The organism is Hyphomonas sp. NPDC076881, assembly GCF_050269995.1.
Lineage (GTDB): Bacteria > Pseudomonadota > Alphaproteobacteria > Caulobacterales > Hyphomonadaceae > Hyphomonas.
In genome coordinates this window covers 71,613-84,525 of record NZ_JBNNJJ010000008.1, presented here as the reverse complement: position 1 = coordinate 84,525, position 12,913 = coordinate 71,613, and the positions used below count along the sequence as shown (strand labels likewise).

Annotated in this window: 9 protein-coding genes; 8 read left to right on the top strand and 1 reads right to left on the bottom strand. The window is 64.4% G+C overall.

All coding sequences use genetic code 11. The annotated features are described in order from the left end of the window. Positions 1-156: 156 nt before the first annotated feature. The 4 genes from ACQKI2_RS10295 to ACQKI2_RS10280 all read left to right on the top strand — a co-directional run bounded on the left by ACQKI2_RS10295 (position 157) and on the right by ACQKI2_RS10280 (position 4,618). Complete coding sequence (locus tag ACQKI2_RS10295; protein ID WP_427379613.1) at positions 157-1,362, top strand: acetyl-CoA C-acetyltransferase; 1,206 nt, start codon at positions 157-159, stop codon at positions 1,360-1,362. A gap of 76 nt (positions 1,363-1,438) precedes the next feature. Further along, positions 1,439-1,855 carry an endonuclease domain-containing protein gene (locus ACQKI2_RS10290; protein ID WP_427379612.1) on the top strand — a complete coding sequence of 139 codons (417 nt, stop codon included), beginning with the start codon at positions 1,439-1,441 and terminating at the stop codon, positions 1,853-1,855. Positions 1,856-1,858: 3 nt separating this feature from the next. Further along, a complete protein-coding gene (locus tag ACQKI2_RS10285; protein WP_427379611.1) occupies positions 1,859-4,087 on the top strand; it encodes a 3-hydroxyacyl-CoA dehydrogenase NAD-binding domain-containing protein in 2,229 nt (742 codons plus the stop codon). 105 nt (positions 4,088-4,192) lie between these two features. After that, positions 4,193-4,618, top strand: coding sequence for a hypothetical protein (locus ACQKI2_RS10280; RefSeq protein WP_427379610.1), 426 nt, complete (start codon positions 4,193-4,195; stop codon positions 4,616-4,618). 83 nt (positions 4,619-4,701) lie between these two features. On the opposite strand, the gene ACQKI2_RS10275 is transcribed toward ACQKI2_RS10280, so the two are convergent. After that, positions 4,702-7,488, bottom strand: a complete 2,787-nt coding sequence (locus ACQKI2_RS10275) for an Rne/Rng family ribonuclease (protein WP_427379609.1) — start codon at positions 7,486-7,488, stop codon at positions 4,702-4,704. A gap of 392 nt (positions 7,489-7,880) precedes the next feature. On the opposite strand from ACQKI2_RS10275, the gene ACQKI2_RS10270 reads away from it, so the two are divergent. The 4 genes from ACQKI2_RS10270 (at position 7,881) to ACQKI2_RS10255 (ending at position 12,912) form a co-directional block, all read left to right on the top strand. Beyond that, on the top strand, positions 7,881-9,122 hold the full coding sequence (locus ACQKI2_RS10270; protein ID WP_427379608.1) for an N-acetylmuramoyl-L-alanine amidase family protein: 1,242 nt from the start codon (positions 7,881-7,883) through the stop codon (positions 9,120-9,122). Between the two features lie 72 nt (positions 9,123-9,194). Continuing rightward, positions 9,195-10,940, top strand: coding sequence for a tetratricopeptide repeat protein (locus tag ACQKI2_RS10265; protein WP_427379607.1), 1,746 nt, complete (start codon positions 9,195-9,197; stop codon positions 10,938-10,940). An 11-nt stretch (positions 10,941-10,951) separates the two neighbouring features. After that, the gene (locus ACQKI2_RS10260; RefSeq protein ID WP_427379606.1) at positions 10,952-11,848 is read left to right on the top strand and encodes a 4-(cytidine 5'-diphospho)-2-C-methyl-D-erythritol kinase; all 897 of its coding nucleotides are present in this window, start codon (positions 10,952-10,954) and stop codon (positions 11,846-11,848) included. Beyond that, a complete protein-coding gene (locus ACQKI2_RS10255; RefSeq protein WP_427379605.1) occupies positions 11,812-12,912 on the top strand; it encodes a glycosyltransferase family 4 protein in 1,101 nt (366 codons plus the stop codon). The genes ACQKI2_RS10260 and ACQKI2_RS10255 overlap by 37 nt, the downstream gene beginning before the upstream one ends. Position 12,913: the final 1 nt, after the last annotated feature.

Below are 12,913 nucleotides of genomic sequence, written 5' to 3'. Positions count from 1 at the left end.
GCTTCGCGGTGGAGGAAAGAGGGATCACCCAGCCGCAACACTTTTCCTCCACCGCGAAGCGGGGGAGGTGGCAGCCGGCATCGCCGGCTGACGGAGGGGGAAATTTCCTGCCTTCCAGCTATTCGATAATTTCACAGTTCCAAAAGGAGCCACCCCATGCCCGAAGCCTATATCTACGACGCCGTGCGCACGCCCCGCGGCAAAGGCAAATCCTCCGGCGCGCTGCACGAGATCACCGCGCTCAGCCTTGGCACGCAGGTGCTGCAGGCCATCCGTGACCGGAACAACCTCGACACGTCCAAGGTCGATGACGTTGTGTTCGGCTGCGTCTCGCCCGTGGGCGAGCAGGGCGCCGATATCGCCCGCATCGCGGTGCTGAACGCCGAGTATGCCGAAACGACGGCGGGCGTGCAGGTTGACCGGTTTTGCGCCTCCGGCCTTGAGGCCTGCAACATGGCCGCCTCGAAAGTGATGACCGGCGAGGCCGACATGGCCATCGGCGGCGGCGTTGAATCGATGAGCCGCGTGCCCATGGGCGCGGCTGGCGGCGCCTGGTCCACCGATCCGCAGGTTGCGCTGAAATCCTACTTCACGCCCCAAGGCATCGGCGCAGACACCATCGCCACGAAGTATGGCTTCAGCCGCGATGATGTGGATGCCTTCGCGCTGGAAAGCCAGCGCCGCGCTGCGCAGGCCTGGAAGGAAGGCCGCTTTGGCAAGTCCATTGTTCCGGTGCGCGACCAGATGGGTGGCATCCGCCTTGCCCATGACGAGCATATGCGCCCCGACACCACCATGCAGAGCCTCGCCGCGCTGGACCCTTCCTTCGCGGGCATGGGCGCGATGGGTTTTGATGAGGTGATCAAGCAGCGCTATCCGGAGATGGAGAAGATCAACCACGTTCACCATGCCGGTAACTCCTCGGGCATCGTGGACGGCGCGTCTGCCGTTCTCTTCGGCTCGAAGGAAATGGGCGAGGCGATGGGCCTGAAGCCGCGGGCAAGGGTTCGCGCGATGGCGTCGATCGGTTCGGAGCCGGGCATCATGCTGACCGGCCCGACCTATGTGACTCAGAAGGTGCTGAAGAAAGCCGGCATGAATGTCGGCGATATCGACATCTATGAGCTCAACGAAGCTTTCGCATCCGTCGTTATGCTGATGATGAAGCTGCTCGACATCCCGCACGAGAAAATGAACGTCAATGGCGGCGCCATCGCCATGGGCCACCCGCTGGGCGCCACCGGCGGCATGATCCTCGGCACCGTGCTGGACGAGCTTGAGCGCTCCGACAAGGAAACCGGCCTCATCACGCTGTGTGTCGGCGCGGGCATGGGCACCGCCACGATCATCGAAAGGGTGTAACGGTCACGCACTCCTCCCCCGTTTACGGGGGAGGTGGCACCCCGGCGCAAGCCGGGGGGACGGAGGGGGGAGCAGCATGCGCGAACAGGAATGGCGATCCAGCCCCTATGCAAGACCTCTCCGCCGGACCCTCACCCCAGCCGAGACCATTCTCTGGGCCCGGCTTAAAGGACAGAAACTCTGTGGACAGAAGTTCAGAAGGCAGCATCCGATTGACGACTTCATCGCCGACTTCGCCTGCATTCCTGCCCGGCTTGTCATCGAACTCGATGGCTCCGCGCACGGTTCGGCCGACGCTGTCGAACGCGATGCCAGCCGCACCCGCAGGCTCATGGAGCTTGGCTGGCGTGTTCTGCGCTTCTCCAATGACGACCTACTCAACCGGACTGATGAAGTCCTCGAAGCAATTGCCTTGCGGCTCCCCCCTCCGACCGGCTCCGCCGGCCACCTCCCCCGTAAACGGGGGAGGAGTGCGCAAAGCGAACAGGAGTAAGATATGAAACTCGAAACATTCAAATTCGACATCGATGCCGATGGCATCGCCCACGCCATCTTCGACGTGCCCGGCCGCAGCATGAACACGCTGACCGGCAAGGCCGTGGCGGACATCATCGCCATTGCCAATGAGGTTGCCTCCAACGCGGACATCAAGGGCCTGGTGATTTCTTCCGGCAAGGAAACCGGCTTCTGCGCCGGGGCAGACCTTGGCGAGATGGGCGACCGCGCCGGCAGTGGCGGCGGTGAAAAAAAGTCCGCTGACGAACTGAAGAAAGAACAGTTCGAGCAAGGCTTTGCCCTCAACGGCACGCTGCGCAAGCTGGAAACCTGCGGCAAGCCGGTAGCCGTGGCCCTCAATGGCCTCGCCCTTGGCGGCGGCCTCGAAGTGGCGCTCGCCTGCCATTACCGCGTTGCGGCCAGCGATAATCCGCGCATCCAGTTCGGCCTGCCGGAAGCCAAGATCGGCCTTCTGCCGGGCGCTGGCGGCACGCAGCGTCTGCCGCGCCTTGTGGGCGTTCAGGCCGCGCTTCCGCTGATCCTTCAGGGCGAAAGCTTCAATGCCGAGAAGGCCCATGCCATGGGCGTCGTGCAGGAGCTTGCTCCGGGGGCGGAGACTGTTGCCCGCGCCAAGGCCTGGGTGAAGGCAAACCCGAAGGCGAAAGCGCCTTGGGACGAAAAAGGCTTCAAGGTTCCCGGCGGCGTGCCGCATAAATCGCCGGGCGCGGGGCAGGTGGCCACGATGGCCAACATGATGCTGGCAGCGAAAACCTATGGAAACTATCCGGCCCAGAAAAACATCCTCTCCTGCATCTATGAAGGCATCCAGGTGCCGATTGATGCTGGCCTGCGCATCGAGACGCGCTACTTCATCAACACCCAGCAGCGACCGGAAGCCAAGGCGATGATCCGCTCGCTGTTCCTCTCCACCCAGGCTCTGTCGAAAGGCGCAAACCGCCCGGCAGGCTTCGAAAAGGCAGAAATCAAGAAGGTGGGCATCATTGGCGCTGGCCTGATGGGCGCCGGCATCGCTTACGAACAGGCCCGCGCAGGCATCCGCACGGTGCTGGTCGATGTGAAGCAGGAAGCCGCCGACAAGGGCAAGCAATACTCCGTGCGCCTCGTTGAGAAGGACATCTCGCGCGGCAAGAGCACGAAAGAGAAGGGCGACGCGCTTCTCTCCCTGATCACGCCGACTACGGACTATAAGCTTCTGGAAGACTGCGACCTGATCGTCGAAGCCGTCTATGAAGACATCGACCTGAAGCACAAGGTGCTCTCCGATGCCGAAGCCGCCTTGGGCGAGAACGCCATCGTCGGCTCCAACACATCGACCCTGCCGATCACCCAGCTTTCCACGCCGCTGAAGCGCAAGGACAAGTTCATCGGCATCCACTTCTTCTCGCCGGTCGAGCGGATGGGCCTGGTCGAGATCATCATGGGCAAGGAAACCAGCCAGGAAACTCTCGCCAAGACGATCGACTATGTGCTGAAGATCCGGAAGACGCCGATTGTCGTGAACGACAGCCGCGGCTTCTACACTTCGCGCTGCTTTGGCACCTATACCCAGGAAGGCCTGGAGATGCTGTCGGAAGGCATCAAGCCGGCAATCATCGAGAATGTCGGGCGCCAGTCCGGCATGCCGATGGGGCCGCTGGAAGTCTCAGACTCCGTTGGTCTCGACACGGCTCTCAAGGTTGGCCGCGCAACGGCCAAGGCTGTGGGCTTTGATTATAACGAAGCCCCGCTGGGCCGCATGATGGCCTGGATTGTCGAAGACAAGGGCCGCGTGGGCCGCAAGGCCGGCAAGGGTTTCTACGACTATAACGAGCAGGGCAAGCCCGACCGCATCTGGCCGGATCTCAACGAGCAGGTCGAAGTCAAGATCGATGAATGCCCGCCTGCGCTGAAGAAAGAGCTGACCAATCGTCTCCTGATCCGTCAGGCCATCGAAGTGGCCCGCTGCTTTGAGGAAGGCGTGATCCAGGACGCGCGCGATGGGGACATTGGCTCGATCCTCGCCTGGGGTTTTGCTCCGTATACGGGCGGCTGCGTCAGCTATATGGACCTGATCTGGGGCGTGCCCGCTTTCGTCGCCGAGGCAGACCGCCTTGCCGACAAATATGGCGAACGCTTCCGTCCCGGTAAACTCCTGCGCGAAATGGCGGAGAAGGGGCAATCCTTCTATGACCGTTTCCCGCCCGCTGGAGAGAAAAAGGCGGCTGCCTAGCCTCGGTACAAGGACGCTGCCTCAGTTGGGCAGCGGTTCAATTTTAAATCTACCATCGAGAGGGCGCTGAAAAGCGCCCTCTTTTGATTCTGTGGAATATTTACAGTGGAAATCACTTTTTGGTTGATTGTTTTGGTCGAGACTGTTGAGGTGCGATTGCTCTGTTCGAGCAATTATTCAACCTTGGGGGTTACATTGAAATTTATTGCAAAAGCGGCACTTTGTGCCGCTGCCTTTGGCGGTTTGTCTGCATGTACGACAACGGAGAAAGTTGCCGTTGAAAAGCCGACCGACCTTAAGATGTCTTGTGCCGAGATCGAAGGCGAGTTCGCAAAGCTGGATCAGGTTATGGAAGACGCTTCGGGCGACAAGGGCGTGAACACTGCGAATGTCGCTGCCGTGGTGTTCTTCTGGCCGGCAGCGGTTGGTAACTATATGAACGCGTCCGAAGCTGAAAAGCTTGTCGAGAAGCGTAGGGCTCATCTGATGGGCCTCTACAAGAAGAACTCCTGCGCAGGCCCGGAAGCATAAGGCAATCGTTCAGGCCCAGACAGTCAAAAGGCCGGAGCAGTTGCTCCGGCCTTTTTATTTCGTCCGTTATCCGGGTTCCGGGCTTACTTCTTCCCGCGGTTCCACCAGCCGGTGCGCTTCGGGCCGGTGGGTTCGGCAGGCGCAGGGGCAGCCGGTGCCGGTGCAGGTTCCGGCTCAATCACGCTTGCAGGCGCCGCGTCGGCTTGCGCCATGGCAGGCTCGGGCTCTGGGGTTGCTTGCGGTGCGGGCGCTTCCACGGGAGCGGTCTCGACCTGGGCGGGTTCTGCTTCTGCAACAGGCTCCGGCGTCTCGGACGCGGCTTCTACAGCAGGGGCGGCCTCTGCAACGGGCGTCTCCTCCGGCGCAGGCTTGCTGCCCCGGCCACGGCGCGAGCGGGACCGGCCCGTGCGCGGCTCGTCAGCGGCGGGCGCCGGCGCGTCCTCTGCGTCAGCTTCAGCCGTCTCTGCCTCAGCCGCAACCGGCTCTTCGGCCGTCCCAGCTTCGACCTGCGGCGCTTCGGCCGGCACTTCGGCGGGCGCGGGTAGGCCAATCGCGGGTTCTTCTTCCGACAGCATCACATCGGCGCTGACCGACAGGCCATCGAGGAAAGCCCCGCCATCGGCAATGGCGGCAATCTCGCCGCCCTCGCCACGGCCTTCGCCCCCTCTGCGGCGGCGGCGGCCACCCCGGCGGCCCCGGCGGCGGCGCTTGCGCGCAGCATCGCTATCGTCAGAGCCTGCCTCGGCGGTGCCAACGGCTTCGTCACCGTCACCGTCTTCGTCGTCCTCATCTTCTTCGCCTGTGTCGGCGCCGGCTTCTGCATCGGCAGGGCGTTCGGCATCCACCACTTCCAGACCGGTTTCGCGGGTTTCCCCGCGGCTGCGGCCACCCCGGCGGCGGCGGCGGCGGCGCCGGCCGCCACCCTGCTTCTCCTCGGAAGCGTCAGAGCTGCGCGTTTCGCCCGCCTCGTCCTCATCGCCGGCTTCATCATCGGCCTCGATCAGGTCTTCGTCCTCGATGTCCTCGTCATCCTCATCACGGACAGAGGGCGGCGTCGGCTTCATCAGCGAGCGCGGCGTCGGGCGTTTCTTCGGCTTGGCGCCTGGATCCCGCTCGGCATTGATCTCGAAATCGCCGGGCAGCATGTCCTCGGAGGAATGGATCGAGATGGCAAAGCCCGCGACCCGTTCGATCTCGATCAGCGCCTCGCGCTTGTTGTTGAGGATGTAGAGCGCCACATCCGTCGGCGCCTTCACGCCGATGCCTTTCAGCCCGCCGGTGGCTGCGCGCGCCTCAATCGCCCGGATCAGCTGCAGCGCAGCCGACGGGATGGAGCGGCGGCGCCCGGTGCCATTACAGGCCGGGCAGGGGTCGGACGTTGCCTGCAGCACGCCCTGGCGGCGGCGCTGGCGGGAGATTTCCATCAGGCCGAACTGCGAGATGCGGCCATGCTGGACCCGCGCCCGGTCCACCTTCAGGCATTCCTTCAGGCGTTTTTCGACGGCGCGATTGTTCTTGTTCTCCTCCATATCGATGAAGTCGATCACGATCAGGCCGGCCAGGTCGCGCAGGCGCATCTGGCGGCAGGCCTCTTCGGCGGCCTCCAGATTGGTGCGCACGGCGGTCTGTTCGATATTGCGCTCGCGGGTGGATTTGCCGGAGTTCACGTCGATGGCGACGAGGGCTTCGGTCTGGTTGATCACCAGATAGCCGCCCGATTTCAGCTGCACGACCGGGGAATAGATGGAATCGAGCTGGTTCTCGACCGCCTCGGCGACATAGAGGGGGTCTTCCTCCCGCCATTGCTGAACCTTCTTGGCCTGGCTCGGCATGATGATCTTGGCGAGGTCTTTGGCCTCGCGATAGGCTTCATCGCCCTGAACCCAGACTTCCTCGATCTCCTTGTCGAACATGTCCCGCATCGCGCGGTGAACCAGCCCGCCCTCGGCATTGATCAGCGCCGGGGCTTCGGAGGAGAGGGTCTTCTCGACGATCTGTTCCCACAGTTTCGAGAGATAGTCATAGTCGCGCTTGATCTCGGCCTTGGTGCGCTTGGCGCCGGCCGTGCGCACGATCAGGCCCTGGCCTTCGGGCACATCCAGCTCTGACACGATGGATTTCAGGCGCTTGCGGTCAGCCGAATTGACGATCTTGCGGGAAATGCCGCCGCCCCGCGGGGTGTTGGGCATCAGCACGGAATAGCGCCCGGCCAGTGACAGATAGGTCGTCAGGGCCGCGCCTTTGTTGCCGCGCTCCTCTTTCACCACCTGCACCAGCATCACCTGGCGGCGGCGGATCACTTCCTGGATCTTGTAGCGCTTGGAGATTGGCGTGCGCTGGGTTTTTTTCTGGCCACCCCGGCGTTCGGGCTTCGCGGCGCGCGGGCGGGCCTCTTCGCCGTCATCGTCGCCATCGCCTTCTGTGTCGGCAGAAGCGTCCACCTCGGCGTCCTCATCGTCGCCGTCTTCGTCATCGCTGTCATCGGCGCTGATGGCTTCGCCATTGCCGCCGTTTTCCAGCTCGGCGCTCATGCCGTGGGGCACGTAGGGGCCGTCATCATCATCCTCGATGGCGGCGGCGGCCTCCTCGGCAGCTTCCTTCAGAAGCAGTTCGCGGTCAGCGGCGGGCAGCTGGTAATAATCGGGGTGGATCTCGCTGAAGGCGAGGAAGCCGTGGCGGTTGCCGCCATATTCGACAAAGGCCGCCTGGAGCGAGGGCTCCACCCGGGTCACTTTGGCGAGATAGATGTTTCCGCGGAGTTGTTCGTTGCCGGTTGCCTCGAAGTCGAAATCGTCAACCTGGCCATTGTTGACGATAGCCACCCGTGTTTCTTCGGGGTGGGCGGCGTCGATCAGCATCAGTCTGCTCATTAAACAGAACCTTTCGGTCCGGCGCCGCTCGCCAGGGCGCAGGGCGCCTCTGGTTGGCTGGCAGGCCGGAATAAGTGGTGAGGGAGGCGCCTTGCGGGCGCAGGGAGCCGTCTCGCCTCGGCGAGTCGATCAAACCTGCAGTGTTCGCGGCACCAGTGCGCATTTTTCCTGCTTTCCGGAGCGCGCCGCCCGCTTGCCTTTCCGGGGAAGCCGGGCCGGGGTGCGCTGTTGGGAAACCGTTGGGCCGACCCTTTACGGCGGCCACATGAGAATAGTGCCCAATTTTCCCTGCAATTGAAAGAGCCAAATTCCCGCTGGGGGTGCTGTAACCGCTAATCTGCGGTCAAGGCTGGGTTAATCTTCCTGTGGGTATCCATGGCAGTGACCCGAAATTGGGCAGCGACCGCCCCTTCCACCCTGCCGAGCTGATGCTGACACGTATTGTTTCAGTCTTGTTAACACTTTGCTTTGGCGCCGTTTTTGGCGCCTTTGCGGACGTGTCACAAGTGCGCGTGGTGGGCGACGGCGCGCCGACCCGAATCACGATCTGGACTGACGCCCCGGAGGAGGCGGAAGCCTATGCCAGCGAGATTGGCGGTGTGCGGCGCATCATTTTCCCGCTAAGGTCGAACGCTTATTCGGCGGAAGGCCCGGGTGGCGGCGGGGTCACCGTCTGGTCGCTGAACCCGGGGCGGCTGGAATTCGCGCTCGACCGGCCGATGTCGGTGGCGCGCGTTCTGCGCCTGCCGCCGACAGGCACCGAAAAATCCTACCGCGTGATTGTCGATCTCGACACCGTGTCGGAGGCCCGCTTCTCGAGCCTTGCGAAGCGCGACCAGCGCCGGCTGGCCAAGGCGGAGACGGACGCCGCGAAGGCGGCTGAAAATCAGGCGGCCGTTCTTGCGGGCGCGAGCGGCGCAGCAGCCGGCCGGAAAGCGCCTCCGCGCAGCAAGGGACATGTCGTGGTCATTGATGCGGGCCATGGCGGGAAGGATCCCGGCGCCATGGCGATCAATGGCGGCCGGGAAAAGGATGTCACCCTGAAGGCGGCCCTCGCCCTGCGAGACCTGCTGGAGGCCGATGGCCGCTATGTCGTCAAGCTCACGCGCGACACAGATGTCTATGTTGACCATGAAGACCGGGTGACCAAGGCGCGCAACTGGGGCGCCGAGCTGTTCATTTCGCTGCATGCGGATGCGGCGGGTTCCAGCTCGGTTGCGGGCGCCTCGGTCTACACCATCTCCGCGCGCGGGGAGGGGCGGATCGACCGGGAAGCGAGCCGTAACAATTGGGTGATCCCGATCGAGGATGGCACGCCCCAGCGGCTCACCGGCATCCTCTCCGATCTGGTCAAGCGCGAGACCAAGACCCGCTCTGCCGAATTTGCCGAGTTGCTGCTGCCCGAGCTTGAGCAGGCGGGCCCTGTCCTGCGCAACACCCACCGCAGCGCCGGCTTCTATGTGCTGCTGGCGCCGGATGTGCCCGCCGTGCTTCTGGAGCTTGGCTTCCTCACCAATACCGACGACGCCAAGCGCCTTCAGTCAGACAAGGGCCGCCAAGCATCGGTGCGCGCCATCAAGAACGCCATCGATACCTATTTTGACCGTCAGGACCTGCGGCTCGCCTCGCAATAGCGCCCAAATGGCGCGTTGCTGACCGCTGCGTGCCACTTGTAGCGCCCATCGGATACTGCAAGTGTTTGCCCCATGAAACGCATCCTTTCGCCGATCCTCCTGGCCAGCCTTTTCGCTCTCGGAGCCTGTGCCTCCTCTGGTCCGCACGGGCCATCCTACGACTTCACCGGCGACCGCCCGGCCGAAGCGCAAGCCTATCGGGATTTCATGATCGCGCGGATTGCCTCGCTGACGAATGACCCGGAGACCGCATCCCGGCGCTATGCTGCCATCATTGATGTCATGCCCGAGAAAGCCTCGATTGCCGAGCGCGCCGTATTCTCTGCGCTGCTGGCGGGGGATTATCCGGCGGCGGCCGGGCTTTCCAGCCGCGCGCTGGCCGCCGGGAGTGAAGCCAGCCTTGTCCGGCTTACGCTCGCCGTCGATGCCATCGTGCGGGGCAAGCCTGAAAAGGCACGGCCTTATCTGGAAGAGTCGGCCTTTCAGCCCTTCAACCGGAATATTGCCAACAGCATGTCGGCCTGGCGCGCGCTGGACAAGGACGGTCTCGCTCTGGCGACGGGCTATCTGGAGCAGGGGCTGACCGGCGACCTGCGCTTTGACAGCCCCACCCTCTACATGCTTGGCCTGCTTGAGATGTCGGGCGGCGCCGAGGATCAGGCCCTTGCCAATTTCGAGCGCGTCTGGGCTTCCGGGGCCCGCCTCGCCATTGGCGTGGAGGCGCATGCCGAACTTCTCGCCGCGCGCGGAGACACCGGCCGCGCACTCGAAATCATTGAGGCGTTCCGGGCCGAGGTCGGCACGAATGCGGCCCTGGCCGAGCTTGCCCGCCGCATCGAGGCGGGAGAGCAGATCAAGCCGCGCCGGCTGACCACCCGTCAAGGGGCCGCGCTGGCGCTGTACGTTCCGGCGGCCGCGCTGATGTATCAGACCAATGATGATCTCTCCTCGGTCTATTTTGTGCTGGCGCTTGCGCTGGACCCGGACCTTCAGGTCGCCCGGTCCCTCTGGGCGCAGGCGCTGGAGAATGGCGGGCGGCGCGAGGATGCCATCCGTGTGCTGCGCCAGGTGCCGGTATCCTCTCCCTATTACGCCAATGCGCAGGGCCAGCTTGCCAGCCTCCTGAACGCGCAGGGCAAGAGCGATGAGGCCCTCCGCGTGGCGGCTGAAGCGCTGGCCGGAACGCCTGATCGCAGTCTCCAGCTTCAGCTGGCCGATCTCTACATCTCGCTCGAACGCTATGCCGAGGGCGAGGCCGTACTCAGCGAGATCATCGAGAGCGACGGCGCCAAGGAAGACTGGCGCGTGATCTTTGCGCGCGGCGCCGCGCGGGAGCGTCAGGGCAACTGGCCGGAAGCCGAGGCCGATCTGAAACACGCGCTGGAACTGCGCCCGGAAAGCGCCACCGTTCTCAACTATCTCGGCTATTCCTGGATCGACCGGGGCGAAAACCTCGAGGAGGGCTTCGCCCTCATCCGCCGCGCGGTGATCTTGGAGCCGCTGTCGGGCCACATCATCGACAGTCTCGGCTGGGCTCATTACATGCTTGGCCAGTATGAGGAGGCCGTTGACTATCTTGAACGCGCCGTCGAACTCGTGCCGGGCGACCCCATTCTCAACGACCATCTGGGCGACGCCTACTGGCGCGCGGGCCGCAAGCTTGAAGCAACGTTCCAGTGGGAACGGGCCCTGACGCTCGACCCCACCGAGAAAGACCGGGAACGGATCAACGCCAAGCTGCACTCGAAGCTCGGGCCAGACGCGCCCGAGGCCGCCGCCACGCCTGCGCCTCCGGCCGGTGTGCCGGAAACTCCCTGAAGGACGGGGACATGAATATCGCGGAAACAGGCCTTTCCGGCTGGGCGCCTGCCAAGGTGAACCTTTACCTGCATGCCGGCCCCCTGAAATCCAATGGCCGGCATGATCTCGATTCGCTCGTCGTCTTTGCCGATGGGCGGGCTGCAGATCATCTGAAAGCCGAACCCGCAGACACGATCAGCCTTGAGGTCTCAGGCCCTCGCGCGGCTGCGGCCGGAACGCTTGAGGACAATCTCGTCCTCAAGGCGGCCCGCGCGCTTCAGGCCGCCTCGGGCACACGGCAGGGAGCCCGGCTGACTCTGCAGAAATGGCTTCCCGCCGCCGCTGGCATCGGGGGCGGCTCGTCGGATGCGGCCACGGCCCTCCGCCTACTGACGAATCTTTGGGATATAGACCCCGCCCATGCCGCCGCCATCGCGCCCGGTCTTGGCGGGGATGTTCCGGTGGCGCTTCCCGGCCAGCCCGCGCTGATGCGCGGGGAAGGGGAGCGCGTTACGCCGGTGCCGTCTCTGCCGCCGCTTGATGCACTTCTGGTCAATCCCGGCGTGCCATGCCCCACAGGACCGGTCTTCCGCGCCCATGATGAAGCAGGCGGCGGCGCAGGCTTTGCGGAAATCAATCCGCTGCCTGAGTTTCAGGATGCCAAAGCCGTCGCTGCCTGGCTCCGCGAGCAGCGCAACGATCTGGAAGCGCCTGCCATCGCGATGGTGCCGGAAATTGCCGCCGCGCTCGCCTTCCTGCGTGCCCAGCCCGGCGTCCTCCTCGCCCGGATGAGCGGATCGGGCGCCACCTGCTTTGCCCTCTTTGAGGCCATCGCCTTTGCCGAGCGCGCGATGGTTGTTCTCCGCAATGATGCGAACAGGAAACACTGGTGGCCGGCGGCCTGCCGGCTGGGGGCCGCGCCATGATGGCGCTTTCCCTTGTCTGGGCCGTGTTGCCGCTGATGGTCAGCTTTCTCGTCTGTGGACTGATGATCCGTCTCGGCCCGAAGGATGCGCCCGATGGCGGCCGCAAGACGCAGGCCCGGCCGGTGCCCAGTGCCGGTGGCCTCGGGGTTCTGGCCGGCATGGGCGCCGGACTCCTCGCCGGGGGTCTTCTGCTGCCGGGAGGGCTTGATCATCCGGTCGTGGCCCTGGCGCAAAGCGCTCTGGCCGGGCCGATGATCCTTGTGCTGATCGCAGGCCTGCTCGGCTTTGCCGATGACAGGCTGAACCTTCCTGCGGGCCGCAAGCTGCTTGTGCTCGCTGCCGCATCCCTCTTCGCCGCGATCTATGGGCCGCATGTCACGCAGCTCTGGTTGCCGGGATTCGGTGATGGCGGGCTCGCGCTGCCCGTCTTCATCGGCGTCCTGGGCGCCGCGCTCTGGCTGTTCGTAATGGCCAATGCGGTGAACTTCATGGACGGGGCGAATGGCATCGCGATGGGGTCTTCTGCCATTCTGCTCGCGGCGCTGGCGGTTATCGTGGCGCCGCCGTCTGGGGCGGCTCCCGGCATCCTCTTCCTGCTGCTGGTGGCGGCCATTGCGGCGCTGTGCGGCTTCCTTGCCTGGAACCTGGCCGGCCGCCTCTATGCGGGCGATACCGGTTCTCTCGCCATCGGCGCGCTGATGGGCGGGGCAGGGCTTTCCACCGCTGTCATCCATTCCGCCTGGGTTCCGGCAACCCTTGTCCTGCCGATCCTGATCGATGTGTTTCTGACGCTCATCTGGCGGGCCCGCCTGCGCCGCCCGCTGATGCAGGCCCACCGTGACCATGCCTATCAGCTGTTCCTGCGCGCAGGCTGGGGCCATCTGCGGGTTGCCGGTCTCTGGTGGGGCTTCTGCCTCATCACGGGGCTTGGCGCGATCACCGGCGCGCGTCAGGGCGCAGGCGTTGCGGCCAGCCTGTTTGCGGGCCTGTTGCTGCTGGGCTGCGGGCTCTGGATATGGCAGCGCGTCACACTGGGCCGCCGCCTTGCCGCCGAAGGCAAATAGC